This is a genomic window from Acidovorax sp. 99, assembly GCF_003096455.1.
Taxonomy (GTDB): Bacteria; Pseudomonadota; Gammaproteobacteria; order Burkholderiales; family Burkholderiaceae_C; genus Acidovorax; species Acidovorax delafieldii.
The window spans coordinates 2,934,524-2,960,959 of record NZ_QEKU01000001.1; the positions used below are offsets into that span (position 1 = coordinate 2,934,524).

Genomic DNA, 26,436 nt, shown 5'->3' on the forward strand with positions numbered 1-26,436 from the left:
AGACAGAGCAAGACGCAGCACGCAGACTGGATGCAGCGTGCTGTGGGCCCCGAGAGGGCGGTGTGAGGGCTTGGTGGGACAGCGGGACAGAACCGAGAAGGGCAGAGACTGATATGGCAAGAGAATACAAAGACGTCGTCGTGGGGCTGGACATTGGCACCGCCAAGGTCATGGCTGTGGTGGCCGAGGTTCTGCCCAATGGCGAGCTCAAGCTCGCAGGCTTGGGCGTGGCCCCAAGCAACGGTCTGAAGCGTGGGGTGGTAGTCAACATCGATGCCACCGTGCAGAGCATCCAGCAGGCGCTGAAAGAGGCCGAGCTGATGGCTGACTGCAAGATCCAGCGCGTCTACACCGGCATCACGGGCAGCCACATTCGCGGTCTCAACTCCAGCGGCATGGTGGCGGTGAAGGACAAGGAAGTCACGTCGGCCGACGTGGCCCGCGTGGTGGAGACGGCCAAGGCTATCAACATCAGCAGCGACCAGCGCCTGTTGCTGGTGGAGCCGCAAGAGTTTGTGATCGACGGGCAGGATGTGAAGGAGCCCATTGGCATGAGCGGCATCCGCCTCGAAGCCAAGATCCACATCGTGACCGGCGCACAGAGCGCGGCCGAGAACATCATCAAGTGCGTGCGCCGCTGCGGCCTGGAGGTCGAGCAGCTCATGCTGAACCCGTTGGCCAGCAGCCAGGCCGTGCTGACCGACGACGAGCGCGAGCTGGGCGTGGTGGTGGTGGACATCGGCGCAGGCACGACCGATGTCGCCATCTTCACGGGTGGTGCGATCCGTCACACGGCGGTGATCCCGATCGCGGGCGACCTCATCACCAGCGACATCGCGATGGCGCTGCGCACCCCTACGAAGGACGCCGAAGACATCAAGGTCGAAAGCGGCTACGCCAAGCAGCTGTTGGCGGACCCCGAGGCGCAGGTGGAAGTTCCCGGCCTGGGCGACCGTAGCCCGCGCATGCTGAGCAAGCAGGCGCTGGCCGGTGTGATCGAGCCGCGCGTCGAAGAAATCTTCTCGCTCGTGCAGCAGGTGGTGCGCGAGTCGGGTTACGAAGAGGTGTTGTCCTCGGGCATCGTGCTCACGGGCGGCAGCTCGGTGATGCCCGGCATGATCGAACTGGGCGAGGACATCTTCCTCAAGCCCGTGCGGCGCGGCATCCCCAAGTATTCCAGCGCTCTGGCGGACATGGTGGCCCAGCCCCGTGCAGCCACGGTGATGGGGTTGCTTGAAGAAGCGCGCCTGGCACGCCTGCGCGGTTTCAAGGTGGCTCAGAAGAGTGGGTCCATGAAGACCGCGTTCGGACGCTTCAAAGATTTCATCGTGGGGAATTTCTGACCATGAAATACCCCCTGTGGCTAGCGCGTGGGAGCCCTCACCAGATACCGCGCGAGCGATGGCGATGTACAGGACCGCCACGCACTACAAGAAAAATGATCCCATCTCTCAATTGGCAATTGCATACGAATTTAGAACCAGGAGCTCCAAGATGACCATCGAAATGATCGAAGCCGAAGAATTCAACCAGGGCACCCAGATCAAGGTGATCGGTGTGGGCGGCGGCGGCAGCAATGCCGTCGAGCACATGATTGCCCGCAGCGTGCAGGGCGTGGAGTTTGTCAGCGCCAACACCGACGCGCAGGCGCTCACACGCAGCTCGGCCCACCGCGTCATCCAGCTGGGCAACAGCGGGCTGGGCGCAGGGGGCAAGCCCGAGAAGGCCCGCGACGCGGCCGAGGCAGCGGTGGCCGATATCCGTGAAGCCATTTCCGGCGCCCACATGCTGTTCATCACGGCGGGCATGGGCGGCGGTACGGGTACGGGCGCTGCGCCCGTGATCGCGCGCGTGGCCAAGGAGATGGGCATCCTGACGGTGGGCGTGGTCACCAAGCCTTTCGACTGGGAAGGCGGTCGCCGCATGAAGAATGCGGACGATGGCCTGGCCGAACTGGAAGCCAACGTGGACTCGCTGATCGTGGTGCTCAACGAAAAGCTGCTGGACGTGCTGGGCGACGACATCACCCAGGACGAAGCCTTTGCCCACGCCAATGACGTGCTCAAGAACGCCGTGGGCGGCATCGCTGAAATCATCAACGAATACGGCCAGGTGAACGTGGACTTTGAAGACGTGCGCACCGTGATGGGCGAGCCCGGCAAGGCCATGATGGGCACGGCCACGGCCAGCGGCCCGGACCGCGCACGCATCGCTGCCGAGCAGGCCATTGCCTGCCCGCTGCTCGAAGGCATCGACCTGTCGGGCGCCAAGGGCGTGCTGGTGCTGGTCACGGCCAGCAAGGGCAGCCTCAAGCTGTCCGAGTCGCGCCAGGCCATGAACACCATCAACGCCTACGCATCCACCGATGCGCATGTGATCTTCGGCGCCGCCTACGATGAAAGCCTGGGCGATGAGATCCGCGTGACCGTGGTGGCCACGGGCCTGTCGCGTGCCAATGCACGCCGCCAGCCCATCTCGGTGGTGCAAGGTGGTCTGCGCACGGGCACGGACAACATGGCCTACCAGATGCCCGTCGCTGGTGTGGGCACGCTGGGTGGCGCTGTGGGCGTTCCTGGCGGCCATGCCGGCAGCGCCCAGGCCGACTACGGCAGCATGTCGGTGCCCAGCGTGTGGCGCACCAACCGTACGCAGGCTGCAGCCCGCGTGGATGCCCTGTCGTCCGGCGGCATGGATGACCTGGAGATCCCCGCCTTCCTGCGCAAGCAGGCAGACTGAGAGCCCCGCTGATCGCACTTCGCCGCCCCTTGATGGGGGTGTAAAACAAAAAGCCCTGCCAGCGCAAGCTGGCAGGGCTTTTTTACTGATGTAGCGTGCTTCAGCGCGCGTTCAGGCCTGGGTGGCCCCAGGCCTCTCAGTGATCAAAAAGATTCCCAGTCATCGTTATTGTCAGCCGCAGGCTTGGGGCTGCTTGCCTTGGGGGGCAATGCCGCCGCTGGCGCGGGTGAAGGCGCAGCAGCACGAGGGGCTGCCGGCACCTTGGCCAGAGCCGGGCGGGGCGCTGCCGCACGCACGGCAGGGGCCACGGCGGGGCGGGGCGCGGCTGCGGGGCGGCTGGCCGGGGCGGGCGCGGAGGTGCTGCCGTTCACGCGGAACAGCGCCACCACCTGGGTGAGCTTCATGGCTTGCTCGCGCAGGCTGTCGGCGGCGGCCGTGGATTCTTCCACCAGCGCCGAGTTCTGCTGGGTCATCTGGTCCAGCTGGTTCATGGCCGTGTTGACCTGCGCGATGCCTTGGCTCTGCTCCGATGTGGCCGCACGGATCTCGCCAATGATGTCGGTCACGCGCTGCACGCTGGCCACGATCTCCGTCATGGTGGCGCCTGCATTGCCCACCAGTGCGGTGCCGGACTCGACCTTTTCGACCGACGCGCCGATCAGCGACTTGATCTCCTTGGCAGCCTCGGCGCTGCGCTGCGCCAGGCTGCGCACCTCGCCCGCCACGACTGCAAAGCCCCGGCCCTGTTCGCCTGCGCGGGCGGCCTCCACGGCGGCGTTGAGCGCCAGGATGTTGGTCTGGAACGCGATCCCGTCGATGACGCCGATGATGTCGCTGATCTTCTTGCTGCTGGCGTTGATGTCCTGCATGGTGGACACCACTTGCGACACCACCTCGCCCCCGCGTGCGGCCACTTCAGCGGCGGACGTGGCCATCTGGTTGGCGGTCTGCGCGGAGTCGGACGTCTGCTTCACGGTGCTGGTCAGCTCCTCCATGCTGCTGGCCGTGGTCTGCAGGTTGCTGGCCGTGTCTTCGGTGCGGTGGGCCAGGTCGTTGTTGCCCTGGGCGATCTCGCTGGACGCGGTGGCGATGCTGTCGGTGGCCGAGCGCACTTCGGTCACCAGCTTGCGCAGCGAGGTCACCATGTGGGCCAGGCCGTCGAGCATGGAGCCCGGTGGGGCGGCTGGGATCTGGGCGTCGAGGTTGCCTTCGGCCACCTCGGACATGATGGCAATGGCGTGGGTGGGTTCGCCTCCAATCTGGCGCAACACCGAGCGCGACACCAGCAGGCCGATCACCCCCACCGCCACAAACACCGCCACCACCAGTGCAAGGCTCGACCACAGGGCCTTGCGCAGCATGGCATCGACGTCGTCCGTATACAGCCCGGAGCCCACCATCCAGTTCCAGCCGTCCACTTTGACGATGTACTGCAGCTTGGGCACGGGCGTCTGCTGGCCGGGGCGCGCGAACATGGTGGGTACAAAGGCCTTGCCGTCCTTGCTGCTGCGCATGCCGTTGACCAGCAGGCCGATGATGTCCACGCCCGAACCATCCTTGACCTTGCCGAGCATGTCCTGCCCGTCCCACTCGGTCTTGAAGGGGTGCATCACGCCCATGCCCTCGGTGGTCCAGATGTAGAAATATTCGGTCTTGCCCTCGGGGCCGCCGTAGCGGGCAATGCGCAGGGCGTCCTTGGCAGCCTTCTGCGCGTCTTCCACCGACATGGCGCCGCTCGCGGCCTTGGCCTGGTAACCGACCACGATGCTGTGTGCGGACTGGACGGCGGTGGTCAGCAGATCCTTGCGGGACTCGGTGATCAGCCGTCGCTCCTGGAGGAGCGACAGGATGGCCATGATCAGCAGCGCCGTGAGCGCGGTGCCGATCATGAGCATGACTTTCATCTTGAAACTGAGTTTGCTCATGGGGGTCTCCTGTGGGGCGGGTGTCGTGTGTTCATGTTGTGGTTATTAAGGCCCTCTGTACCAAATTGTGCGGCGAACCATGGGGCCTGCACAGTAGGTGAAAACGCGGCGGTAGCTCTACGTACGCGTCGCTTTGAGGTGCGACAAGACCTCGGCACGTGCGGGGCGGTGCCGCAGAAACTAAAATGCGCAGATGCTCCAGCAACGCACCCTCAAGACCCTGACCCGCGCCGTAGGCGTGGGTCTGCACAGCGGCCAACGGGTCGAGTTGACCCTGCGGCCCGCGCAGCCGGACACAGGCATCGTGTTCCGGCGGGTGGATCTGCCGCAGCCGGTGGACATTCCCATCCGTGCCGAGGCTGTGACGGATACGAGGCTGGCGTCCACCATCGCAGTGGGCAATGCCAAGGTGCACACGGTGGAGCACCTGATGTCGGCCTGTGCGGGGCTGGGCATCGACAACCTGTACGTGGACATCACGGCCGAAGAGGTCCCCATCCTCGATGGGTCTTCGGCCTCGTTTGTGTTCCTGTTGCAAAGCGCCGGGGTGGAGCTGCAGAACGCACCCAAGCGCTTTATCCGCGTCACCCGGCCCGTGGAGGTGCGCGAGGGTGAGGGTGCCAATGCCAAGTGGGCGCGCCTCACGCCGTACCACGGCTACAAGCTCAGTTTTGAAATCGACTTTGACCACCCGGCCGTGGACTCCACCGGCCAGCGCGTGGAGTTTGACCTGGGGCAAGGCAACTACAGCCGCGATATCGCTCGCGCGCGCACCTTTGGCTTCACCCGCGATGTGGAAATGATGCGCTCCAACGGCCTGGCGCTGGGCGGCGGGTTGGACAATGCCATCGTCATGGACGACTACAAGGTGCTCAACAGTGACGGCCTGCGCTACGACGACGAGTTTGTGAAGCACAAGATCCTGGATGCCATGGGCGACCTCTACCTCATCGGCAAGCCGCTGCTGGCCGCCTACAGCGCGTTCCGCTCGGGCCATGCCATGAACAACCTGCTGCTGCGCGAGTTGCTGGCCCAGCGCGATGCCTGGGAAGTGATCACCTTCGAGGATGAGCGCCAGGCACCCACCGGCTTTGCGCAGCCTGCGCGTGCCTGGTAGGGCCCGTTGGCCATGTTGATCTTTCGCTGGCTGGCCATGCTGCTGCTTTTGGCGGCCGCCGTGTCATTTGCGTTTTATGCCGGCACCGGGCAGCCGCGCTACAAGCGCCTGGGGCTCGTCATTCTCAAGTGGACGGTGATTGCCGCTGTGTTCTTTTTTGCAGTGATCCTCATCGGCCGCCTGGCCTGATGTATCGGCTGATGCGCGGGCTCTGCGGGCCCGTTATTTCCTCTGCCCTATACTCGCGCCTGCTCCGGGGTGTGCTGATGCGCTGAGATGCAAGGGCCTGAAGGAATTCAGGCGAGCTTGCGAACCCGACGAACTTGATCCGGTTCATACCGGCGGAAGAAGAGCCGACCTCCTTGTCCCCGTGCCCGCAGTCCCTGTGGGCACGCCTTGCCTCAGGGGCTGCCATGCGCAGCCATCCGAGGGGCGCACAGGTCCATTCCGGAGCAGACCCCACCGCCACCGGAACCAGGAGACCTGCCCATGAACGCCCCCGACCCTCACACCCCACTGGCCAGCGCTGAAAAGTTTGCCGAGCTGCTCGCCCGCACCCGCGAACCCTTCCCCGCATCGCGCAAGGCCTATATCCCCGGCCAGTTGCACGCCGACCTGCGCGTGCCCGTGCGTGACATCGCGCTCACCAACGGCGAGCTGGTCAGCGTGTACGACACCTCGGGCCCCTACACCGACCCGAACGCCGTGATCGATGTGCGCCAAGGCCTGGCCAGCGTGCGTGGCGGCTGGATCACCGGCCGTGGCGATGTGGAGCACTACGAGGGCCGCGCGCCCGTGGCGCTGGACGACGGGCAAAAGAGCGAAGACGCCACCCGCCTGGCCCAGCTGCGCGCCGAGGCTGCGGCCCTGCAGCGCCAGCCCCTGCGCGCCAAAGCCGGTGCCAACGTTACGCAGATGCACTACGCCAAGAAGGGCATCATCACGCCCGAGATGGAATACGTGGCCATTCGCGAAAACGGCAAGCGCGAGTGGATGGAGCAGTACATGGCCGACGCAGGCCGTGAGAAGCGCCTGATGGGCAACCCGATGGGTGCCAGCATCCCTCGCATCATCACGCCCGAATTCGTGCGCGACGAAGTGGCCCGGGGCCGCGCCATCATTCCGGCCAACATCAACCACCCCGAGGTGGAGCCGATGGCGATTGGCCGCAACTTCCTGGTCAAGATCAACGCGAACATCGGCAACTCGGCCGTCACGTCGAGCATTGAAGAAGAAGTGGAAAAGCTTGTGTGGGCCATCCGCTGGGGCGCCGACAACGTGATGGACCTGTCCACCGGCAAGAACATTCACACCACGCGCGACTGGATCGTGCGCAATTCGCCCGTGCCGATTGGCACGGTGCCCATCTACCAAGCGCTGGAAAAGGTGGGCGGCGTGGCCGAAGACCTGACCTGGGAAATCTTCCGCGACACGCTGATCGAGCAGGCTGAGCAGGGCGTGGACTACTTCACCATCCACGCGGGCGTGCGTCTGGCCTACATCCACCTCACGGCGCAGCGGCGCACGGGCATTGTGTCGCGCGGGGGCTCCATCATGGCCAAGTGGTGCATGGCGCACCACCGCGAGAGCTTTCTGTACGAGCACTTCGAGGACATCTGCGACATCATGAAGGCGTACGACGTGTCGTTCAGCCTGGGTGACGGCCTGCGGCCTGGCTGCGCGTCCGATGCCAACGACGAAGCGCAATTTGCCGAGCTGCACACGCTGGGCGAGCTGACCCAGGTGGCTTGGAAGCACGACGTGCAGACCATGATCGAAGGCCCCGGCCATGTGCCCATGCACATGATCCAGGCCAACATGACCGAGCAGCTCAAGACCTGCCACGAAGCGCCGTTCTACACCCTGGGCCCACTGACCATCGACATCGCGCCGGGCTACGACCACATCGCCAGCGCGATTGGCGCGGCCATGATCGGCTGGATGGGCACGGCCATGCTGTGCTACGTGACGCCCAAGGAGCACCTGGGCTTGCCCGACCGTGACGACGTGAAGCAAGGGATCATTGCCTACAAGATTGCCGCCCACGCGGCCGACGTGGCCAAGGGCCACCCCGGCGCCCGCTCGCGCGACGATGCGCTCAGCCAAGCGCGCTTCGACTTCCGCTGGCAGGACCAGTTCAACCTGGGCCTGGACCCGGAGACGGCCAAGGAATACCACGACGAGACCCTGCCCAAGGACTCGGCCAAGGTGGCGCATTTCTGCTCGATGTGTGGGCCCAAGTTCTGCTCGATGAAGATCACCCAGGAAGTGCGCGACTTTGCCGCGCAAAAGGGCGTGGCCGAGGCCGAAGCCCTGGCCCAGGGCATGCAGGCCAAGGCGGCCGAGTTCCAGCAGGGCGGCGGCGAGCTGTACATCCCCCTCAAGCCCGTGTGATGGCAGCGGCGCAATAAGCGCAGCTACTGGCCCCGAGGATTCCCTGAAACAGGGCCCCGGGGCCGTGCTTACCCTGTGCGGCGGACGGCCTGGCCCGGCATATAGTCCCGCCCACCCCCGGCCCAGAAGGTGGGGGGTGTGTGTGGCACCAAATTTGCTATGCTGGACTATCTGTTAAAAAATGTAAGGAAGAGCCATGAATGCTCTCGGCCGCTTCTCCATCCGCACGCGTCTCTACTTCGGAACCGTCTTCTCCCTGATCCTTCTGGTCGTCATCGGTGCCATGGGCTACGTAGCCCTGGACCGCACGCGCGGCACCCTGCAGGTGCTGTTTTCAGAGCGCGTGCAGACGCTGACCGACATGTCCGAGCTGCGCACCACCCTGGGTGACCTGCGCCGGACCGAAAAAGACATCATCATCAACTTCAACAACTCGGTCGAGGTCTCTGCCCTGCGCGAGTCCTGGGCCAAGACCCTGACCTCCCTGCGCAAGCGCCTGGCCGATGTGCGCCAGGTGCAGTCGGGCGATGCCGATTTTGTGGCCTCCATCGACAAATCGCTGGACGAGATCAAGCAGTACGAAACCGGCATTTCGCCCATCTTCGAGAAGATCGAAGGCGCGCAGCTGGACGGTGCGGGTGGCGGCGCCTACGCCGATCGCCTGAAGGTCCACATGGAGGCCACCGACAAGCTGTTCTCCAGCCTCGCGGACTCGGCCCGTGCGCAGATGGACGAGGCCCGTGCGGGCGTCGAATCACGCACCTCCACCATGGCCGCGCTGATCGGCGTGGGCCTGGTGCTGGCACTGGCCGTGCTGATTCCGCTCACGTTCTTCAGCGTGCGCTCCATCACCAAATCCCTCGGGCAGGCACAAGAGCTGGCCGAACGCATTGCCAGCGGCGACCTGTCGCGCGATGTGGCGGCCATGAACCAGGACGAAGTGGGCCAGCTGGTGGGCGCCATGGGCCGCATGCAGGACTCGCTGCGTGACCTGGTGCGCCAGGTGCAGGACGCGGCGGGCAACATCTCCACCGCCAGCTCCGAGATCGCCAGCGGCAACCACGATCTGAGCCACCGCACCGAGCAGACGGCGGCCAACCTGGAAGAGACGGCCTCGTCGATGGAAGTGCTGACCAGCACCGTGCAGCAAAGCGCCCAGGCCTCGCGCCAGGCCAGCGACTTCGCGTCGACCGCTGCCGAGGTGGCCGCACGCGGCGGCGCCGTGGTGTCGCAGGTGGTGACCACCATGGACCAGATCACCACCAGCTCGCGCAAGATTGCCGACATCACGGGCGTGATCGATTCGATTGCATTCCAGACCAATATCTTGGCGCTGAACGCCGCCGTGGAAGCCGCCCGTGCCGGTGAGCAAGGCCGCGGCTTTGCCGTGGTGGCCAGCGAGGTGCGCAACCTCGCGCAGCGCAGCGCCGAGGCCGCCAAGGAAATCAAGGGCCTGATCGGTTCGTCGGTGGAGCGGGTGGAAGACGGCTCGCGCCTGGTGAGCCAGGCCGGTCAGACCATGACGGAGATCGTGAGCAGCGTGCGGCGTGTGTCCGACATCATTGCGGAGATCACCGCCTCGTCGGCCGAGCAGAGCGACAACATCGGCCAGATCAGCCAGTCGGTCACCCAGCTGGACCAAATGACGCAGCAGAACGCGGCGCTCGTGGAGGAATCCACCGCAGCGTCCGAGTCGCTGCGCGAGCAGGCCCACCACCTCAACAGCGCGGTCAGCCAGTTCAAGCTGCAGGATGGCGCATCGCCCTCGGCCACGTTCAACACCCCCGTTGCCGCAGCACCCGCCGTCGCCCAGGCGGCGCGCCGACCTGCGTTGCAGATCCGGTAATTTCAGGTGTTTTTGGCTGATAGCGCTAGTGCTTCATGCGCTAGCAGCTATCAGATGTATAGCAAATCAGTCCCGCGTCACCCGCAGCACTTCTTCGCGGCTGGTGATGCCGGCGGCAATCAGGCGTTCGCCATCCTCTCGCATCAGTGCCATGCCATCGGCCATGGCGGCGGCGCGGATGTCGGCCTCTGACGCCTGGGCGTGGATTTGCGCGCGGATCGCGTCCGTGGTCACCAGCAGCTCGAACACGCCGGTGCGGCCGGTGTAACCCGTCTGGCCGCAGTGCTCGCAGCCCGCGCCATGGCAGTGGCTGCAGAACTTGCGCACCAGGCGCTGGGCCAGCACGCCCAGCAAAGACGACGACAACAGGAACGGCTCCACGCCCATGTCGGTCAGGCGCGTGACGGCGCTGGCCGCATCGTTGGTGTGCAGCGTGGCCAGCACCAGGTGGCCCGTGAGCGAGGCCTGGATGGCAATCTGCGCGGTCTCGAAGTCGCGGATTTCACCAATCATGATGATGTCCGGGTCCTGCCGCAGGATGGCGCGCAGGGCCTTGGCAAAGGTCAGCTCGATCTTGCTGTTGACCTGGGTTTGCCCCACGCCGGGCAGCTCGTATTCGATGGGGTCTTCCACCGTCATGATGTTGTTGCGCGTGGCGTCGAGCCGGCCCAGCGCCGCGTACAGCGTGGTGGTCTTGCCCGAGCCCGTGGGGCCGGTGACCAGGATGATGCCGTGCGGCTGACCGATCAGGCCCTCGAAGCGGTGCAGGGTGTCGCCCTGCATGCCCACGGCCTCCAGGCTCAGCTTGCTTTCGCTCTTGTCCAAAAGACGCAGCACCGCGCGTTCGCCATGGGCGCTGGGCAGGGTGGAAACGCGCACGTCGATGGCTCGGGTGCCCAGGCGCAGGCTGATGCGGCCGTCCTGGGGCAGGCGTTTTTCGCTGATGTCCAGGTCGGCCATGATCTTCAGGCGCGAGATCAGGGCGGCGTGCAGTGCGCGGTTGGGCTGCACCACTTCGCGCAGCGTGCCGTCCACACGAAAGCGCACGCTGCTGTGGCGCTCGTAGGGCTCGATGTGGATATCGCTCGCGCCGTCGCGCGCGGCCTGCGTGAGCAGGGCGTTGAGCATGCGGATGATGGGCGCGTCGCCGGCTGATTCCAGCAAGTCCTCGACGGCCGGCAGCTCCTGCATCATGCGCGAGAGGTCGGCGTCGCTCTCAACCTCGCTCACCACGGTGGCGGCGCTCGATTCGCTGTGCGAATAGGCCGCACTGATGCGCTGGGCCAGGGCAGGCGCATCGAGCGCAAGCAGTTGCTGCACCGGGTGCTTGCGCAGCACTTCGGACAGCGCGCCCGCGTCGGGGCTGGGGCCGTGCCACAGCACCAGCTGGTGGCCGTCGTCTTCCAGCAGCAGCTGGGCGGTGCGGGCAAAGGCGTAGGGCAGGGGGTGGCGCATGCGTGGCGGCCCTTCAGCGTGGCGAGGTCTCTGCGGGCAGGGGCGCCAGCGGCTGTGTAGGCACGGTGGCGGCGCCGGGATCTGTGCGTTGTGGCAGTGCGGGCAGGATGGGTGCGCCCGACACCGACTTCATCACCACGCTGGGCGCGGGCTGGGTGGTCTGCTGCAGCGCGCGGATGGCCTCGTAGCGGTCCATCATCAACGCGTCGCTGGTGGCGTTGTCACGCACCACAATGGGGCGCAGGAACACCATCAGGTTGGTCTTGTTGCGGGTGCGGTTCTCGCTGCGGAACAGGTTGCCCAGGACCGGGATGTCGCCCATCACCGGCACCTTGTCCTGGCCTTGCGAGTAGCTGTCTTCCAGCAGGCCGCCAATCACGATGATGTTGCCGTCGTCCACCACCACGTTCGACTCGATGGAGCGCTTGCTGGTGGTGGGGCCGTTGGCGTTGCTCAGCGTAGCGGTGTCGATCTTGGAGACTTCCTGGTAGATCGCCATCTTCACCGTGCCGTTCTCGCTGATCTGCGGGCGCACCTTGAGCATCAGGCCCACGTCTTTGCGCTCCACTGTGGTGAACGGGTTCACCGTGCTGCTGCCCGTGCTGTTGGCGTACGAGCCGGTCACGAAGGGCACGTTGTTGCCGATGATGATGCGCGCCTCTTCGTTGTCCAGCGTCATCAGGTTGGGGGTGGAGAGCACATTGGCGTCGCCGCTGTTCTGCAGGAAGTTCGCCAGCGCGCCCAGGTAGTACTGGCCGTTGACGCGTGGCGCCAGCGCCAGGTTCAGTCCCTTGCCCAGCGAGCTGGCCGCCGAGGCGATGGAGGTGGTGGAGCCCGAGGCCAGCGCGGCCGTGACTCCCAGGATGTTGGCGCCCGCCTGGCCGGAGTTGGTACCGATCACGCCCACGGTACCATCACCGTTCTTGCCCAGAACGCCTTGCCACTGGATGCCGAACTCGGCCACCTTGTTGGCGGAGACCTCGACGATCAGGCTCTCGACCAGCACCTGCGCGCGGCGGCCGTCGAGCTTGTCGATCACGTCGCGCAGCTGGCGGTACAGCGGCTCGGGCGCGGTGATGATGAGCGAGTTGGTGGTGGGGTCGGCCTGGATCTGCCCGCCGGTGGAGGGCTGGTTGTTGTTGGTACTGCTGGTGCCCATGGCGCTCGCGCTGGAGCCCAGGCCGCCGGTGCTACTGCTGCTGGACGAGCTGCCGTTGGTGGACAGCATGCCGCCGGTGCTCAGCCCCGTGCTGGGTGCGGGCGCGCTGGCACCACCCCCGCCGCTGGCCGCACCGCCATTGTTGCCGCCCATGGCTGCCATGGCGGCGCGCAGGGTGGTCGCCAGCTTGGTGGCGTCGGCGTTCTTGAGGTAGACCACATGGATGTTGCCGCTGGCGGCGCTGCTGCCGGGCGCAGGCGCCTGGTCCAGCTGTGCCACCAGGGCGCGCACCTGGGCCACGCGGGCCGGGTTGGCGGCGCGCAGGATCAGCGAGTTGCTGCGCGGCTCGGCAATCAGGGTGGTCTTGAACGATGTGTCGGCCTGACCGGGCGCGGCCGCAGCGGCGGCGCCCCCGTTGGCGCTGCCGCCGTCGATCAGGCGCGACACCAGTGGCGCCAGGTCGCTGGCAATCGCGTTCTTGAGCGGAATCACTTCCACATCGCTGGCGTTGGACACATCCATGGCCGCCACGATGCGCGCCAGGCGCTGCAGGTTGTCGGCGTAGTCGGTGATCACCAGCGAGTTGTTGCCAGGGTTCACGTTGATGGTGTTGTTGGGGCTGATGAGCGGGCGCAGCACCGGCACCAGGTTGGCCGCGTTCTCGAAGTTGAGCTTGAAGATCTGCGTGACGATCTGCCCGCCGCCGGGCGCGCTGCCCGCGTTGCCCTGCACCACGCTCACGCTGCCTCCCTGCAGCTTGGCGTCGGCCTCGGGCACCACCTTGTACAGGCCCGCCGCCTCCACCACCGTGAAGCCCTGCAGGCGCAGCGCGGCCAGGAACTGCTGGAACGCGGCGGCAGGCGTCACCGCGCGCTCGGTCACGAGGTTGAGCTGGCCTTTGACCCGTGGGTCCACCACCACGTTGCGGCCGGTGATGGTGGCCATGGTGCGGGCCACGGCCTCGATCTCGGCGTTGGCAAAGTTGAGCGTGACGGGTTCACTGGGGCGCACGCTGCCGGTGCGGGTGTCCACCGCCGTTTGGGCGCCAATCTGACCACTGGCGCAGGTAAGTATTGCGCTGGCTGCTATGGTTTTGAGAGTGAAGCGCAGGCGTGGAGCAAACAGGAAAGTCATAGATTCAACCCACGGTGATGATGGAGCGCGCGCCATTGCGCCGTCCGATGATGTTCAGAAGATTGGACAGCGCGGCCTCCCGCTCGGGGGTGGCGCTGGCCTCGCCCGCAAAGCGCAGGCGGTTGCCCACCCACTGGCCGCTGCCGCTCAGTTGCAAGGCCCCGTCGAGCGTGCTGAGGGCGAGTGTGGGCACCTCGCCACCCTGCAGCACCAGCCGGTAGCTGCCCATGGGGCGCAGGGTGGACAGGCGCGAGGACATGGCCCGTGCATCCAGCTGGGCCTGGCCTGACAGCACCATGCGGCCAGCGGCCCACTGCACGGCCAGTGCGCGGGTCTGCAGCGCCAGCTGGCCCTGCGGCTGCAGCGTGTTCCAGGGGGTGCCCAGGCCCGCCAGCAACGCGGCGGGCCAATGACTCTGGCCGTCGGCCAGGGTGATTTGCGGGCCGGCCCAGCGCAGGTGCACCTGGGCCTGCAGGGGCTCCGCCGTGCAGCAACCCGCTTGCAGCCGGGCGCGCAGACCGCCCCAGGTGGGACGCAGCTGCCAGTCCACCCGGCCGGGCAGGGCGGCGCTGTCTTTGCTGGCCTGGCCGCCGGTCAGCACCAGCTGTGCCGATCCGGTCCACACCGTGCCGCGTGGCTGCAGCAACTGCACCTGCCCCTGGGTGGCGCGGGCCACGCCGCCGGCCAGCCAGTGCGCGGGCGCAAAGGCCACCACGGCGGGCAGCACGCCCACCAGCGCACCGGCCCATGCCCAGCCCCACGCGGTGCGGGGGGCGGAGCGGGGGGCGGGGCGTGTCGGACGGAGGTTGCGGGCCACGGTGGGGAGGGTGTCGTTCAGGGCGGTGACGGAGCGGCGGGTCAGCGGGCGGGTGCGGCGGGCAGGGCCAGCACCACGGTGCCATCCCAGCGGGGCATGGCCACGGGCGTGCTGCCCAGGGTGACGGGAGCATTGCCAGTCGGCGCCGCAGCAGCAGGAGCAGCGCTGCGGGTCAGGCGTGCTTCGAGCGGCGTGGCGCGGGCGTTGCTGCGGGCCTGGGCCAGCCACTGGGCCAGCGCGTCGGCCGATGCGCCTTTGAGCGTGACCGTGGCGCGGTCGCCCGCCACGTTGAGCTGTGCCGTGTTGCCCAGGCGCTGCGTGAGGGCGGTGCGCAGCGCGCCCACGGCATCGCCGGGGCTGGTGGCGGGGGTGGCCTGCAGCTGCTGGGCCTCGGCCTGCAGGCTTTGCATGCGCTGCAGCTGGGCGTCGAGTGCGGCGTGCCGCGCGGGCGCGGCGCGCAAGGTGCCGAGCGCGGGGGCGACAGCCACCCACCACAGCAGGGCCAGCGCCACCACCGTGCCGGCGACCAGCACCAGGTTCTGCTCGCGGGGCGCCAGGGCTTTCCAGCGGTCCTGGAGGGCGGAGGTTCGGGTCATGGGCTCACCTCGGTGCGCAGCAACAGGCTGCCATCGTCCATGCGGGCGCGGTAGCCGGCGGCTTGCAGGCGGCCAGACACCACAGATTCTTCATCGGGCGCCAGGGTCACGCCACGCAGGCGCAGCTCGCCGGGCGTGTATTCGATGCTGCTGGGCAGGCGGCCATCGGGCAGCGCCGCACCGGCTGCTGCCAGCAGGGGCTCCAGGTCGCGCGCCGACACACTGCCGGCAGCCTGCCGCAGCTGGGCGAGCTCGCGCTCCATCTGCACCGGCGCATCGACCACCACCTGCACTTTGGGGAAGGTCTGGGTCAGGGTGTTGCGTACGCTGGCCTGTTTGTCGGCCAGCGCCTGCCGTTCTTGCCAGGCCCAGGCATTGAGCCCCACCACGTGCGCCACCACCAGCACGCCCGCGCCCCAGCGGGCTGCACGCCACTGCGGGGCATACAGCGCCGCGCTCAGCGCGCTGCCCACTTTGCGCAGCGCGCGGGTGCTGCTGGTGCTGGAGAGGTCGAACTGCGCCAGGTCCCAGTCGCCGCGGGCGGCATAGAGCGCGCGCTGGCTGGTGGTGTGCAGGGCAATGCGTTGGCCTTGCTGGCCCAGGGTGCGTTCGGCCAGTGCAGCCACGGCGGGCTCGGCGCGGACCGTGAGGGCTGGGTCGTCACCACTGTCGGCGGTCGGCAGGCCGGCGCGCGCCAGGGTCAGGGCCATGGGGGTCAGCGGCAGCACCGCCACGCCTTGGTCGGCGCCATGGCCGGTCAGCACCACGTAGGCCTCTTCGGGCGTGCCCAGGGCACATAGCTCGGGCTGGCCGCTGCCCGTGGGGCCGGGCGCAAATTCGGGCACCACGCGGGCCACGCGGCGGCCTGCAGCCTCCAGCGCCTGCAGGTGTTCGCGCAGCCAGGCGCGGTCGCACACGGCCACCCACACCGGCTCGCCAGCCTGCGCACGACTTTGTGCGCCGGGTTGCAGCGCAAAGTGCAGCTGGCTGGCATCGTCCAGCACGCGGTCTTCCAGCAGGCCTTCCAGCACCGAGCGCAGCCGGGGCGTCTGCTGGCCGGCGCCCAGCGGCACACCGGCCGGAATGGTTACGCGCTGCCACGACAGCGCCCGTGCGGGCACCACGGCCACGACCTCGCCGCCGGGGCGGGTGGGCTCGGGCAGCAGGGCAGCGGGTGCGGTGGCGTGCTGGAGGGCGGAATGGCCGTCTGCCGTGAGCGTGTAGGCGTACTCGGAGGCGGGTCCCGGGCGTGCCGGCGGCAGGAAAAGGATCAGGGTGCTCATGGGCGGGTTTTGCGGGCCATTTTAGGGGGCGGGCGTGACACGGCGGCGGTGTGGGTGGTGCGGTGTTGAGGGTTGTTGTGCCTCAGAACAGGTTCTCAACGCTGCGCCCCTTGCAGGGTTTGCGTGGTTTCCCGGTCGAAGGCCCCGCGCTCGCGCCACAGCGTGGTCACGTCGATGCCCTGTTTGCGGACCAAAGAGCGCTCGTCCACCATCGCATCGCCCAGGCGCAGGCGGCCCCGCACTTCGAAGTACGACGAGGCCACGGCATGGGCGCTTTCGTTGATGTCGATGCTGGCGCCCACCAGGTCGCGCACGTCGCTGAGGGTGCGGAAGTGCCGCGCCTCGCGCGTCTGCACGATCTTCTGCGCCGTGGCGCTGTCCAGCCCGTCGATGGCGGCCATCAGCACGTTGATGTCGGCGGTGTTCAGGTTGACCGGGGTGCGCACAGGCAGCAGCGTCACATGCGGGGCGAGCGCCGCCACCGTGGCCGGGGTCAGGCCCAGCCACCCCAGCTGGGTCACGCTGGGCGGCAGAAGGGGGGCGGAGCCGTTGTCGGCACCCGCACCCGCTTGCGCGCGGCGCAGGCCGTCGATCAGGGTGCTCAGTTGTTGTCCGGGCAGGCCCAGGCGCTCGAACAATCGGGTGAACTGGCGCAGCGCCACAGCCTGCACCTGCCCGCCCTCCGCGAGGTTGGTGATGTTCAGGCGGCCCTGCAGGTCGGTGATCTGGCCGGACAGGAAGGCCTCCGTGGTGTCGGTGCTGGCATCGTCCACCTGGGTCACGTTCTTGTCGGCCGCAAGGAAGGTGGACAGCCGGGCCTCCTGCAGGGGGATGGCCCAGGGCTCGGCCAAGTGGTCGGCCCCGCCGGAGCGCCCATCCTCGCGCAGGATGAGCCGCGACCAGTCGAGCGCACCGACCAAGATCCAGGTGGACTGCACGTGGCCGCGCTCGGCCGTCTCGACCTCCACCGCGCGCCACTGCTGCCACATCGCGGCCGCCGCAAAGGTGGCGACCAGCGTGACGGTGAGCATGGCGGCGAGCAGGGCGGCGCCGTGCTCTTTACGTCTGTGCCACTGGCACCGCCAACGCGCGAGCCGGTGGGGGCTCATGTCCTGCCTCCGCCCAGCACGGGGTTGACCCAGTCGCGCGTCAGCTGGCCTGCCAGCGCCTGGCCCGGGGGCAGGGTGATCTGCAGGCGGATGCCGTCCGGAATGGCTGAGGTGCTGTCGCCCGACGGGGTGCCCGTGCTCGACTGCGGGTTGGACCACGCGCCGCCCCGGTAGTAGAAGATCTGCCAGCTGTCGAGCGGCAGCAGCGTCACCTCGTAGCGCCGCTCGGCGTCGCCCGGCGTGCGCGCCCACTGGGCGGCCTGCTCCCAGGCCTGCCGCCAGTCGGCGCGGGTGCGCACCGGCGGCGACTGCCAGCGCAGCCACTGGCCCACGCCCTGGTTGTTGTTGCGGCGGGTCCAAGCCACCACCAGCGCACCCTCGTCGGGCACGGCGCTGCTGCGGCGGGTGAGGCGCAGCACCTGGCCATCCCAGTCCAGCGGCGTGGTGTTGGCAACGGGCATCAGGGCGTCCAGGTCCGTACCCCACTGCCCCAGCGCAGCCTGCAGCACCAGCATCTCATCTGCCCGCTGGCGCGTGGACTCCTGCGCCCGCACCATGCCATCGAGCCCGCGCCAGCTCAGGATGGCAATCAGCGCCATCACGCTGATGGCCACCAGCAGCTCGATGAGCGTGAAGCCGCGCGGGACCTTCAAAACTGGCGCGACGCGAGGCCAGCGCACCCGTGGAACTGGCTCTGCCAGGCCACCGGGTGCGTCCCCCTCACGGGGGGAAGGCGCGAAGCGACTCAGGGGGGGCATCAATACCTTCCAATGATGGTGGAGAGGCGCAGGATGGAGTTGTCCCCGTCCAGCACCTGCGCATCGATGCGCCGAAAACTCGGGTTGGGCGTAGGCCGCACGATGGTCACCACCTGCAGCTGGCGCCCGGCCTGTTCGCAGGTCAGGTTGCTGTCACCCACACTGGGCATCTGGCGCGAGAGCCGGGCCTTGACCAGCTCGTTCTCCGCGCACAGCTGCGCGAGCACGATGTCGGACTGCCGCAGGGCGTTGCGCGTGAGTGCCGTCGTGGCCTGCAGCCCCGCCATGAGGGCAATGGCTACGATGGCCAGCGCCACCAGCACTTCCACCAGCGTGAAACCCCGGTGGCCGATGAGAGGGCGGCGCATCCTCACTGCACCGCATCCACGGAAAACGGGCGCACACCGTCGGTGGCAATGCGCAGGGTGCGGTCGGGGGAGGACTGGTGAGTGATCAGCACCTGCTGCGGGCCGATCAGGGGCTCGGGGCCCAGTAGCAGCACTGCCGGCCCGCGCACCACGGTGCCGGGGTCCAGCCACTGGTTGGGCAGAGCGGCCTGCGCGCTGCGCGGCAGCCCTTCAAAGCGGAAGCCCCCCGGCAGCGCGCGCCAGCGCACGGGGATGCCCCCTGCGCGGGACTGTGCACGCGCGGATTCGAGCAGCGCCGCCAGCCGTGCGGCTTCCCGCTCCAGCTGCGTCTGTCCGCCATCGCGCATCGCCAGCCCCACGCCCGCCGTGGCCAGCGCCATGATGCTGATGACCACCAGCAGCTCCAGGAGGGTGAATCCGCGCGAGCGGTTCATGAAGCTGCGCGATGGGCGGTCGCAACGGTGACGGCGCATCCACCAGGCGCACGGCCGCAGCGCCGGGCCGCCCCAAGCAAGGCCCAGCCCCATGCACCAGCGAAGCGCGGGGCGAGCCTGCTGCGGGGAGCAGGGAGTGACACGCCAGTGCACGACCGTGGGGACCACATCTCTTTACTGCCAGCTGCCAATATCGGCGTCCTTGCCTTCGCCGCCCGACTGGCCATCGGCGCCAAACGACATCACGTCGATCTCGCCCTTGATGCCGGGGTTGAGGTATTGGTAAGGGCGGCCCCAAGGGTCGTTGGGCAGCTTCTCCAGGTACAGCTTCCAGTTGCCGGGTACGGGGCCCACAGTGGGCTTGATGACCAGCGACTGCAGGCCTTGCTCGGCCGTGGGGTAGCGCTGGTTGTCCAGGCGGTAGAGCTTGAGCGCCTGCATGATGTTGGTGATGTCGGTGCGGGCGGCCGTCACGCGGGCATCGTCGGCACGTTCGAGCACGTTGGGCACGATCAGCGCGGCCAGCACGCCGATGATCACCAGCACCACCATCAGTTCGATGAGGGTGAAACCACGGGCCACGGACTTGGCAACGCGGCGCGGGGCGGAGCGCACAAGGAGGGAGAAAGAAGTGTTCACTGCTGGCGGTCTCTCGGATGGTCGAATCGCCTGAATCATAATCTCCGCATGGTGACCAATACGTACAGCAAATGGGGCGTCCGCCTGGGGACTCTGGTGCTCTGGGCAGCAGCCGGCGCCAGCGTGGTCTATTGGGGGCTGCGTCTGTCGGCGCCTTCGTCCGCATCCACCGCGCCGGCCGTGGCGCCTGCCCCGGTGGCCATGGATGCGCAGGCGCTGGCGCGTTTGCTGGGTGCGGCACCTGCCGCCCCTGGCGTGGCAGCACCGGTGGCGCCTACCGCAAGCCGGTTCACGCTGATCGGCGTGCTGTCGGGGCGCAGCAGCGGGGGCGGGGCGGCACTGATTGCCGTGGACGGCAAGCCCGCCAAGCCCTTCCGTGTTGGCGCTGCTGTGGATGAGGGGCTGGTGCTGCAGGCCCTGGGCCCCCGCCAGGCGCAACTGGGGGCCAGCATGGGCGGGCCTGCCACGGTGACGCTGGACATGCCGCTGAAAAACTGACGTTCTTTTTGTTGGCCTGCCGCACGTGGCGTCAGGCCAGCTCCCTGATTTCCCATTCCCCCCAGCCCGGTGCCACTACCGGCCAGTCCTCTGAGCGGGGCAGGGCGCTCTCACCCCGCTCCTGCAACCAGGCCACGCAGCGGGCCACTCCGGCGTGGGTGATCCACACCACCTCCTTCACGCCCTGTTCAGTGCGCCACGCCTGGGCGGTCTGCAGGGCTGCCGCCACGCGGTGCAGCATGTGGGCCAGGCTTTCGCCCCCGCCGGGTGTGTGGGTGGCGAACCCGGCCACCCAGATGTCGATGGCACTTTTGCCGATGGCGTCCCAGTTTTGCCCTTCCCAGCGGCCGAAGTCCATCTCGCGCAGCCGGGCGTCGGGAGTGAAGGTCAAATCCGGTCTGAGCGCTTGTAATTCATGCGCCAGAAGCTCACATCTTTGTAGCGTGGAATACGCCACGCACGCAGCGCGCCCCCCCGAGGGCAGGGCCGTTGCCAAGCGCTCTGCCGCAGCGCGGGTGGCCTGCGCGTCGGCCGGCACGTCCCACGCGCCGTAGCAAGTGCCCGGGGGAACCAGCGGGGCTGCATGGCGCACCAGCCACAGGCGGCTGCTGGTGGAGGCAGGGGGGGGCGTCATAGCCATCGCAGTGCGATGGCCGCGCCCAGGTAGAACCCGATCTCGCTCACCTGCTGCGTGGCGCCCAGGCAGTCGCCGGTGAAGCCTTGCAGCCGTCGGGCGAACCAGCGCGCCATCCAGCCCGCGCAGAGCGCGCTGAGAGCGATGGGTGCTACCAAAAAGAGAGCTGTCTGGGCATATCCGACTAGCGCAAGGGGCGGAAAACACCATAAAAACGCCGCAACCAGTGCCTGGCCGGAGATCTGGTCGGCCAGCGGCTTGCTTTTGGAGCGCGCCGTGTCACCCACATGCGGCATGCTGCGCACGATGAGCAGGGGCCAAAAGCGCGACAACACGTGTGCGCCGACCAGGGCCGCCAGTGCCACCGGCAGGCTGTGCGCCCCCAGCAGCGCCAACAGGCTGAGCTTGGCCAGTAACGCCAGCACCAGCGCCATGGCCCCGAAGGCGCCGATGCGCGAGTCCTTCATGATGTCCAGCGCGCGTTCGCGGTCGTAGCTGCCGCCCAGGCCGTCGGCCACGTCGGCCAGGCCGTCTTCATGAAAGCCGCCGGTCATCAGCACCGTGGCGATGGTGCAGAACACTGCGGCCACGGCCGGGGCCAGCGGGTTGGGCGCCAGCGCCCAGTGCAGCGCGGCATACACGGCCGTGGACAGCAGCGCCGCCAGCCAGCCGATGCCCGGAAAGTGCGCCGCGCTGGCCCGCAGCATGGCCGGGCTGTAGCCCACCCAGTTCGCCAGCCGCCCAGTGACGGGGATGCGGGTGAAGAACTGCACGGCCAGCAGGTAGTGGCGCAGGGCTTGCATGGTCTGCAGTGGAGGCTTGGTGCTTCTGATTTGATAGCTGTCAAGGCATTTTCAACTAGCGCTTGCAGCCATTTTGGGCATTATTTGGAGCGCAGGAACAGGCGGTAGGCCGGGTTCAGCGTTTCTTCCACATAGGGGTAGCCCAGCGTGGCCAGGAAGGCGTCGAAGGCCGCCTTGTCTTCGGGCGGCACCTGCATGCCCACCAGGATGCGACCATAGTCCGCGCCCTGGTTGCGGTAGTGGAACAGGCTGATGTTCCAGGTCGGCTGCATCAGGCTCAAAAATTTGAGCAGCGCACCGGGTCGCTCGGGGAAGGTAAAGCGCATCAGGCGCTCGTCCTGCGCCAGCGCCGAGTGCCCGCCCACCAGGTGGCGCAGGTGTTCCTTGGCCAGCTCGTCGTGCGTCAGGTCCAGCGCCTCGAAGCCGTGGCGGTTGAAGTTCTTGGCGATCTTTTCCGATTCGCCCTTGCCGTTGGTGGTCAGGCCCACGAACACATGGGCGCGGGCGGCGTCGCTGATGCGGTAGTTGAATTCGGTCACGTTGCGCGGGCCGCCGGGCAGGCCGCCGACCACCTCGCAGAAGCGGCGGAAGCTGCCGCGCTCTTCCGGAATGGTGACAGCGAGCAGCGCTTCTCGCTCCTCGCCCACCTCGGCCCGCTCGGCCACGAAGCGCAGCCGGTCGAAGTTCATGTTGGCGCCGCACAGGATGGCCGCGTAGGTCTCGCCCTTGGTCTTGCGCTGGGCCACGTACTGCTTGATGGCAGCGACAGCCAGCGCCCCGGCGGGTTCGACGATGCTGCGCGTGTCCACAAAAATGTCCTTGATGGCGGCGCAGACGGCGTCGGTGTCGACGGTGATGTAGTCATCCACCAGGCCCTGTGCCACGCGGAAGGTTTCCTCGCCCACCAGCTTCACGGCCGTGCCGTCGGAGAACAGGCCCACATCGGCCAGCGTCACGCGCTCATGGGCCTGCACCGACTGGATCATGGCGTCCGAGTCGTTCATCTGCACGCCGATCACCTTGATCTCGGGGCGCACGGCCTTGATGTAGTTGGCCACACCCGAGATGAGTCCGCCGCCGCCAATGGCCACGAACACGGCATCGAGCTGGTTGCTGCCCAGGCTTTGCAGCTGGCGCAGGATCTCCATGGCGATGGTGCCCTGGCCAGCGATCACGTCCGGGTCGTCGAACGGGTGCACGAAGGTCAGGCCCTGTTCCTTTTCCAGCTGGACGGAATGGCCGTAGGCGTCGGAATAGCTCTCGCCAAACAGCACGACCTCGCCACCGAGCGTCTTCACGGCATCAATCTTGAGCTGCGGCGTGGTGGTGGGCATCACGATCACGGCGCGCGTGCCCAGTCGGTGGGCGCTCATGGCCACGCCCTGGGCGTGGTTGCCGGCCGAGGCGCAGATCACGCCGCGCTGCAGCTGCTCGGGCGTGAGGTGCGCCATCTTGTTGTAAGCGCCCCGCAGCTTGAAGCTGAACACGGGCTGCTGGTCTTCGCGCTTCAGGAGTACCTTGTTGTGCAGGCGGCGGCTGAGGTTCTTGGCGGGCTCCAGCGCCGACTCCACCGCCACGTCGTACACGCGGGCAGTCAGGATTTTCTTGAGGTAGTCGGCGGGGGTGAGGTGCTGGGTCATGGCAGGTGCGGGAGGAGAGCCCCACCGGGGCAGGGCGGCGGGCGGGGGCCCACATCATAGGGCGTCGCCCTGGCGAGGGGCCGAGGCATCCGGGACGGCAGCCTGCCGTGGGTCGGTGCGAGCGGGCAAAAAAAAGCCCCGGGCCGTGAGGCCTGGGGCTAATCCATCCTTTGAGGAGATGGAGGAGACAATCGGTGCGAGGCAAGTGCCGGGTTCCGGGCTTCTTGCCGCCTGCCGGTTCCTTTCTGTTCGAAAGCGGCAGCGCATGGGCGAAGTTTAGCGCGAGTCTTGTTGCGATGCAGCAAAATTCGCATCAAATTCTTTTCGTTTCGGTTTTCCGTGCGAAAAAAACCACGTGTCACACAGGAGAAACACAAATGGAATGCACAGTCAGTTGGACCGGCGGGGCGGGAACCCGTTCTGGCATGGGTTTTGTGGCCGAGACCGGCAGCGGCCATGTTTTGACCATGGATGGCGCTCCCGATGCCGCCAACCCGGCCAACGGAGGCCAGAACCTGGCGCCCCGGCCCATGGAGACCGTGCTGGCGGGCACGGGCGGGTGCACCGCCTATGACGTGGTGCTGATCCTCAAGCGCGGCCGCCATGACGTGCGCGGCTGCAGCGTCAAGTTGACGACGGAACGTGCCGAGACCGACCCGAAGGTGTTCACCAAGATCCACATGCACTTCACCGTCACGGGCAAGGGCATTCCCCCGGCCGCCGTGGAGCGTGCGATTTCCATGAGCCACGACAAGTACTGCTCGGCCAGCATCATGCTGGGCAAGACAGCCGAAATCACCACCGGCTTCGAAGTGCTGGAGGCTTGAGGGGGCGGCGTGTAGTGGTCTGGACTGCCAAGCTGAGCGGGTTGCGGCGCGTATGTTTTGGTGCGCCTGCTGCCTGCGTGAGCCAGCTTGGGGTTCAAAGATAGTGCGCCGTGGTGGTCATGACCTTCGCGGCGCCTTTCATGGCAAGACGCACCGGGGCGGGCAATTCCAGCGCACCGGCGGCGCGGGCCTGGTCTGCGTGCCGCTCCTCGTCCTGCTTCATCCGGGCGACCACGGCCCTTGACGCCTGGTCTTGCTCGGGAAGCCTGTCGAGGTGGCTTTGCAGATGCGCGGCCACCTGGGTTTCCGTCTCCACCACAAAACCCAGGTTGGCCCGGTCGCTGACCTTGGCAGCCACCAGCCCGAGCGCAAAAGCCCCTGCGAACCACAGAGGGTTGAGCAGGCTGGGGCGTGCGCCCAGTGCGTCCAGGCGCTGTTGTGTCCATGCCAAATGGTCGGTCTCTTCGCGCGCCGCTGCCTGCAGGTGGTCCCGCAGGGCGGGGTCACGGGTGACGGCCGCCTGCGCACTGTAGAGTGCCTGGGCGCACACTTCCCCCACATGGTTCACGCGCATCAGGGCTCCCGCCAGCTTTTTCTGCGCAGGATCCAGCGACGCCTCGGGCACGCCGTGTGCCGGTGTCTGTTCGGAAGCGCGGGGTTGGGCAAACAGTGTGCGCAGCGCGTTGTCTGCGGCAGTCAAAAAAGCGTCCATGGAAAGCTCTCGGATGGCAATGGCGTCGAAACATAAATTGCACTTGGATACAAAAAACCGCAAGGCAAGGCACAGGAGTTGCATGCAGCAATCGTGATTTTGCCCGTGCGCACTGAAATGTTGCAACACTGCAACGAATTTCCCCTTTCGGGGCGATTGTGGGTGAATTCCTTTGCGAAACCCGGCCGGGTCTGGTGCAATAAGAGCAACTTCCCCACCAGGAGGTTGGCCCGGGAAACCGGCGGGACTGTGCAGGTGCTTTCACCATAGACCCCCCGTACCGGAGCCCGATGTTTAACCTTGGAGTAACTCGCAATGAAAAAATCCCTGATTGCCCTGGCTGTGCTGGCTGCTTCCGGCGCTGCAATGGCTCAATCTTCCGTGACCCTGTTCGGCGTGGTTGATGCAACCTACGCTTACGGTTCCGGCAGCGTCTCTAACAAGTCGCAACTGACGAACTCCGGCTACAACAGCAGCCGTCTGGGTTTCCGCGGCGTTGAAGACCTGGGTGGCGGCATGTCCGCTTCGTTCTGGCTCGAAGCTGGTCTGAACAATGACAACGGTACCGGCGGCGTTACCAACACCAACAACCAAGCAGCTACCAGCACTGGCGGCGGCCTGACTTTCAACCGTCGTTCGACGGTCAGCCTGAACGGCGGCTTCGGTGAAGTGCGTCTGGGCCGTGACTACACCCCCCAATTCTGGAACCTGACCGTGTTCGATCCGTTCGGCACGAACGGCGTGGGCACCACCCAAACCCTGAACTCCAGCCTGGGCGGCCCTACCACCATCCGCGCTTCGAACTCCATCGGCTACTTCCTGCCTGGCAACCTGGGCGGTTTCTACGGCCAAGCCCAGTACTACATGGGTGAGAACAACAGCAACGCTGCCAACAAGAAGGACGGCAACGGCCTGGCACTGCGCGCTGGTTACGCTAACGGCCCTATCAACGCCGCTATCGCTTTCTCCGAAACCAAGTTCCTGACGGGCAACATCAAGGCTGTGAACCTGGGTGGTCAATATGACCTGGGCATGGCTAAGATCATGGCTCACTACAACCAAGACAAGATCAGCGGCGGCAACGACGGCAAGGGCTTCCTGATCGGTGGTCTGATCCCCGTGGGCGCTGGCGAAGTTCGTCTGGCCTACTCCACCTACAAGATCGACACCGTTGGTGCTGATCCCCGTACGAACAAGCTGGCTCTGGGCTACGTGCACAACCTGTCCAAGCGCACGGCTCTGTACGCAACGTACGCTCACCTGAGCAACAAGAACGGCGCTGCACAAGCTCTGAACGGCGCTGTGACTGGTGTGAACAGCAACTCCAACGGTTACGACTTCGGTATCCGTCACAGCTTCTAATATCGTCAGCTGGCTTTGGCCAGTTGTTGATACATAAGCTCAAAAGCCGCCTTCGGGCGGCTTTTTTCATTTCTCGGGTTGTTTGCTTGTTTGTTTTGTCCCTGAGAGAGCCTTTGTCGGTGTGTTTGGGTTGATTCCAATTGACTCCCTGGTTGGCGTTCCAGGGAGGAACGCTCATGCGGAGCTTTGG

General features: G+C 66.8%; 24 protein-coding genes and 1 riboswitch. Of the genes, 9 read left to right on the top strand and 15 right to left on the bottom strand.

Going from position 1 to position 26,436, the window contains the following annotated elements:
* Positions 1-113: 113 nt before the first annotated feature.
* Together ftsA and ftsZ are read left to right on the top strand one after the other, a co-directional pair.
* Entirely contained in the window at positions 114-1,343 is a 1,230-nt protein-coding gene (gene ftsA, locus C8C95_RS13700; RefSeq protein WP_015012559.1) for a cell division protein FtsA, read from the top strand.
* Between the two features lie 151 nt (positions 1,344-1,494).
* Positions 1,495-2,736, top strand: coding sequence for a cell division protein FtsZ (gene ftsZ, locus C8C95_RS13705; protein ID WP_015012560.1), 1,242 nt, complete (start codon positions 1,495-1,497; stop codon positions 2,734-2,736).
* A 143-nt stretch (positions 2,737-2,879) separates the two neighbouring features.
* On the opposite strand, the gene C8C95_RS13710 is transcribed toward ftsZ, so the two are convergent.
* On the bottom strand, positions 2,880-4,661 hold the full coding sequence (locus C8C95_RS13710; RefSeq protein WP_116748944.1) for a methyl-accepting chemotaxis protein: 1,782 nt from the start codon (positions 4,659-4,661) through the stop codon (positions 2,880-2,882).
* A 193-nt stretch (positions 4,662-4,854) separates the two neighbouring features.
* On the opposite strand from C8C95_RS13710, the gene lpxC reads away from it, so the two are divergent.
* The 4 genes from lpxC (at position 4,855) to C8C95_RS13725 (ending at position 10,018) form a co-directional block, all read left to right on the top strand.
* Positions 4,855-5,778, top strand: a complete 924-nt coding sequence (lpxC, locus tag C8C95_RS13715) for a UDP-3-O-acyl-N-acetylglucosamine deacetylase (protein ID WP_116748945.1) — start codon at positions 4,855-4,857, stop codon at positions 5,776-5,778.
* A gap of 12 nt (positions 5,779-5,790) precedes the next feature.
* Complete coding sequence (locus C8C95_RS23695) at positions 5,791-5,967, top strand: hypothetical protein (RefSeq protein ID WP_015012563.1); 177 nt, start codon at positions 5,791-5,793, stop codon at positions 5,965-5,967.
* Between the two features lie 55 nt (positions 5,968-6,022).
* Positions 6,023-6,145, top strand: a riboswitch (TPP riboswitch).
* Between the two features lie 122 nt (positions 6,146-6,267).
* Positions 6,268-8,172, top strand: a complete 1,905-nt coding sequence (thiC, locus tag C8C95_RS13720; protein WP_116748946.1) for a phosphomethylpyrimidine synthase ThiC — start codon at positions 6,268-6,270, stop codon at positions 8,170-8,172.
* 196 nt (positions 8,173-8,368) lie between these two features.
* Entirely contained in the window at positions 8,369-10,018 is a 1,650-nt protein-coding gene (locus C8C95_RS13725; protein WP_060984922.1) for a methyl-accepting chemotaxis protein, read from the top strand.
* Between the two features lie 66 nt (positions 10,019-10,084).
* Here C8C95_RS13725 and C8C95_RS13730 read toward each other — a convergent pair whose 3' ends face one another.
* The 10 genes from C8C95_RS13730 to gspG form a co-directional block, all read right to left on the bottom strand.
* On the bottom strand, positions 10,085-11,473 hold the full coding sequence (locus tag C8C95_RS13730; protein ID WP_116748947.1) for an ATPase, T2SS/T4P/T4SS family: 1,389 nt from the start codon (positions 11,471-11,473) through the stop codon (positions 10,085-10,087).
* A gap of 13 nt (positions 11,474-11,486) precedes the next feature.
* Entirely contained in the window at positions 11,487-13,766 is a 2,280-nt protein-coding gene (gene gspD / locus C8C95_RS13735) for a type II secretion system secretin GspD (RefSeq protein WP_116748948.1), read from the bottom strand.
* Between the two features lie 4 nt (positions 13,767-13,770).
* Entirely contained in the window at positions 13,771-14,583 is an 813-nt protein-coding gene (gspN, locus tag C8C95_RS13740) for a type II secretion system protein N (protein ID WP_116748949.1), read from the bottom strand.
* 41 nt (positions 14,584-14,624) lie between these two features.
* Complete coding sequence (gene gspM, locus C8C95_RS13745; RefSeq protein ID WP_116748950.1) at positions 14,625-15,179, bottom strand: type II secretion system protein GspM; 555 nt, start codon at positions 15,177-15,179, stop codon at positions 14,625-14,627.
* Positions 15,176-16,462, bottom strand: coding sequence for a type II secretion system protein GspL (gene gspL, locus C8C95_RS13750; RefSeq protein ID WP_116748951.1), 1,287 nt, complete (start codon positions 16,460-16,462; stop codon positions 15,176-15,178). Before gspL ends, gspM begins: the two co-directional genes overlap by 4 nt.
* 95 nt (positions 16,463-16,557) lie before the next feature.
* Positions 16,558-17,571 (bottom strand): type II secretion system minor pseudopilin GspK, encoded by a 1,014-nt coding sequence (gene gspK, locus C8C95_RS13755; RefSeq protein ID WP_116748952.1) that lies wholly within the window; start codon positions 17,569-17,571, stop codon positions 16,558-16,560.
* Positions 17,568-18,224 carry a prepilin-type N-terminal cleavage/methylation domain-containing protein gene (locus tag C8C95_RS13760; protein WP_116748953.1) on the bottom strand — a complete coding sequence of 219 codons (657 nt, stop codon included), beginning with the start codon at positions 18,222-18,224 and terminating at the stop codon, positions 17,568-17,570. Before C8C95_RS13760 ends, gspK begins: the two co-directional genes overlap by 4 nt.
* 104 nt (positions 18,225-18,328) lie before the next feature.
* Entirely contained in the window at positions 18,329-18,697 is a 369-nt protein-coding gene (gene gspI / locus C8C95_RS13765) for a type II secretion system minor pseudopilin GspI (protein ID WP_056059169.1), read from the bottom strand.
* A gap of 2 nt (positions 18,698-18,699) precedes the next feature.
* Positions 18,700-19,131: a prepilin-type N-terminal cleavage/methylation domain-containing protein gene (locus C8C95_RS13770; protein WP_056059165.1), complete on the bottom strand. Its 432-nt coding sequence runs from the start codon at positions 19,129-19,131 to the stop codon at positions 18,700-18,702.
* A 174-nt stretch (positions 19,132-19,305) separates the two neighbouring features.
* Positions 19,306-19,746 (bottom strand): type II secretion system major pseudopilin GspG, encoded by a 441-nt coding sequence (gspG, locus tag C8C95_RS13775; protein ID WP_116748954.1) that lies wholly within the window; start codon positions 19,744-19,746, stop codon positions 19,306-19,308.
* Positions 19,747-19,818: 72 nt separating this feature from the next.
* Between gspG and C8C95_RS13780 the strand changes: the two genes are divergently transcribed.
* The gene (locus C8C95_RS13780; RefSeq protein ID WP_056646703.1) at positions 19,819-20,268 is read left to right on the top strand and encodes a type II secretion system protein N; all 450 of its coding nucleotides are present in this window, start codon (positions 19,819-19,821) and stop codon (positions 20,266-20,268) included.
* Between the two features lie 31 nt (positions 20,269-20,299).
* On the opposite strand, the gene C8C95_RS13785 is transcribed toward C8C95_RS13780, so the two are convergent.
* The 3 genes from C8C95_RS13785 to ilvA all read right to left on the bottom strand — a co-directional run bounded on the left by C8C95_RS13785 (position 20,300) and on the right by ilvA (position 23,345).
* The gene (locus C8C95_RS13785) at positions 20,300-20,902 is read right to left on the bottom strand and encodes a histidine phosphatase family protein (RefSeq protein ID WP_116748955.1); all 603 of its coding nucleotides are present in this window, start codon (positions 20,900-20,902) and stop codon (positions 20,300-20,302) included.
* The gene (gene cobS, locus C8C95_RS13790) at positions 20,899-21,705 is read right to left on the bottom strand and encodes an adenosylcobinamide-GDP ribazoletransferase (protein ID WP_116748956.1); all 807 of its coding nucleotides are present in this window, start codon (positions 21,703-21,705) and stop codon (positions 20,899-20,901) included. The genes C8C95_RS13785 and cobS overlap by 4 nt, the downstream gene beginning before the upstream one ends.
* A gap of 80 nt (positions 21,706-21,785) precedes the next feature.
* The gene (gene ilvA / locus C8C95_RS13795; RefSeq protein ID WP_015012579.1) at positions 21,786-23,345 is read right to left on the bottom strand and encodes a threonine ammonia-lyase, biosynthetic; all 1,560 of its coding nucleotides are present in this window, start codon (positions 23,343-23,345) and stop codon (positions 21,786-21,788) included.
* 377 nt (positions 23,346-23,722) lie between these two features.
* Here ilvA and C8C95_RS13800 point away from each other — a divergent pair, with 377 nt between their 5' ends.
* The gene (locus tag C8C95_RS13800) at positions 23,723-24,172 is read left to right on the top strand and encodes an OsmC family protein (protein ID WP_116748957.1); all 450 of its coding nucleotides are present in this window, start codon (positions 23,723-23,725) and stop codon (positions 24,170-24,172) included.
* A gap of 94 nt (positions 24,173-24,266) precedes the next feature.
* On the opposite strand, the gene coq7 is transcribed toward C8C95_RS13800, so the two are convergent.
* Positions 24,267-24,884: a 2-polyprenyl-3-methyl-6-methoxy-1,4-benzoquinone monooxygenase gene (coq7, locus tag C8C95_RS13805; RefSeq protein WP_056646690.1), complete on the bottom strand. Its 618-nt coding sequence runs from the start codon at positions 24,882-24,884 to the stop codon at positions 24,267-24,269.
* Positions 24,885-25,199: 315 nt separating this feature from the next.
* Between coq7 and C8C95_RS13810 the strand changes: the two genes are divergently transcribed.
* Positions 25,200-26,246: a porin gene (locus tag C8C95_RS13810; protein WP_116748958.1), complete on the top strand. Its 1,047-nt coding sequence runs from the start codon at positions 25,200-25,202 to the stop codon at positions 26,244-26,246.
* Positions 26,247-26,436: the final 190 nt, after the last annotated feature.

What these genes read in the sequence shown, in the direction of transcription:
- ftsA (WP_015012559.1), top strand. Translation starts at nt 114, where the DNA reads ATGGCAAGAGAATACAAAGACGTCGTCGTGGGGCTGGACATTGGCACC.
- ftsZ (WP_015012560.1), top strand. Translation starts at nt 1,495, where the DNA reads ATGACCATCGAAATGATCGAAGCCGAAGAATTCAACCAGGGCACCCAG.
- C8C95_RS13710 (WP_116748944.1), bottom strand. Translation starts at nt 4,661, where the DNA reads ATGAGCAAACTCAGTTTCAAGATGAAAGTCATGCTCATGATCGGCACC.
- lpxC (WP_116748945.1), top strand. Translation starts at nt 4,855, where the DNA reads ATGCTCCAGCAACGCACCCTCAAGACCCTGACCCGCGCCGTAGGCGTG.
- C8C95_RS23695 (WP_015012563.1), top strand. Translation starts at nt 5,791, where the DNA reads ATGTTGATCTTTCGCTGGCTGGCCATGCTGCTGCTTTTGGCGGCCGCC.
- thiC (WP_116748946.1), top strand. Translation starts at nt 6,268, where the DNA reads ATGAACGCCCCCGACCCTCACACCCCACTGGCCAGCGCTGAAAAGTTT.
- C8C95_RS13725 (WP_060984922.1), top strand. Translation starts at nt 8,369, where the DNA reads ATGAATGCTCTCGGCCGCTTCTCCATCCGCACGCGTCTCTACTTCGGA.
- C8C95_RS13730 (WP_116748947.1), bottom strand. Translation starts at nt 11,473, where the DNA reads ATGCGCCACCCCCTGCCCTACGCCTTTGCCCGCACCGCCCAGCTGCTG.
- gspD (WP_116748948.1), bottom strand. Translation starts at nt 13,766, where the DNA reads ATGACTTTCCTGTTTGCTCCACGCCTGCGCTTCACTCTCAAAACCATA.
- gspM (WP_116748950.1), bottom strand. Translation starts at nt 15,179, where the DNA reads ATGACCCGAACCTCCGCCCTCCAGGACCGCTGGAAAGCCCTGGCGCCC.
- gspL (WP_116748951.1), bottom strand. Translation starts at nt 16,462, where the DNA reads ATGAGCACCCTGATCCTTTTCCTGCCGCCGGCACGCCCGGGACCCGCC.
- gspK (WP_116748952.1), bottom strand. Translation starts at nt 17,571, where the DNA reads ATGAGCCCCCACCGGCTCGCGCGTTGGCGGTGCCAGTGGCACAGACGT.
- gspI (WP_056059169.1), bottom strand. Translation starts at nt 18,697, where the DNA reads ATGCGCCGCCCTCTCATCGGCCACCGGGGTTTCACGCTGGTGGAAGTG.
- C8C95_RS13770 (WP_056059165.1), bottom strand. Translation starts at nt 19,131, where the DNA reads ATGAACCGCTCGCGCGGATTCACCCTCCTGGAGCTGCTGGTGGTCATC.
- C8C95_RS13780 (WP_056646703.1), top strand. Translation starts at nt 19,819, where the DNA reads ATGGTGACCAATACGTACAGCAAATGGGGCGTCCGCCTGGGGACTCTG.
- C8C95_RS13785 (WP_116748955.1), bottom strand. Translation starts at nt 20,902, where the DNA reads ATGACGCCCCCCCCTGCCTCCACCAGCAGCCGCCTGTGGCTGGTGCGC.
- cobS (WP_116748956.1), bottom strand. Translation starts at nt 21,705, where the DNA reads ATGCAAGCCCTGCGCCACTACCTGCTGGCCGTGCAGTTCTTCACCCGC.
- ilvA (WP_015012579.1), bottom strand. Translation starts at nt 23,345, where the DNA reads ATGACCCAGCACCTCACCCCCGCCGACTACCTCAAGAAAATCCTGACT.
- C8C95_RS13800 (WP_116748957.1), top strand. Translation starts at nt 23,723, where the DNA reads ATGGAATGCACAGTCAGTTGGACCGGCGGGGCGGGAACCCGTTCTGGC.
- coq7 (WP_056646690.1), bottom strand. Translation starts at nt 24,884, where the DNA reads ATGGACGCTTTTTTGACTGCCGCAGACAACGCGCTGCGCACACTGTTT.
- C8C95_RS13810 (WP_116748958.1), top strand. Translation starts at nt 25,200, where the DNA reads ATGAAAAAATCCCTGATTGCCCTGGCTGTGCTGGCTGCTTCCGGCGCT.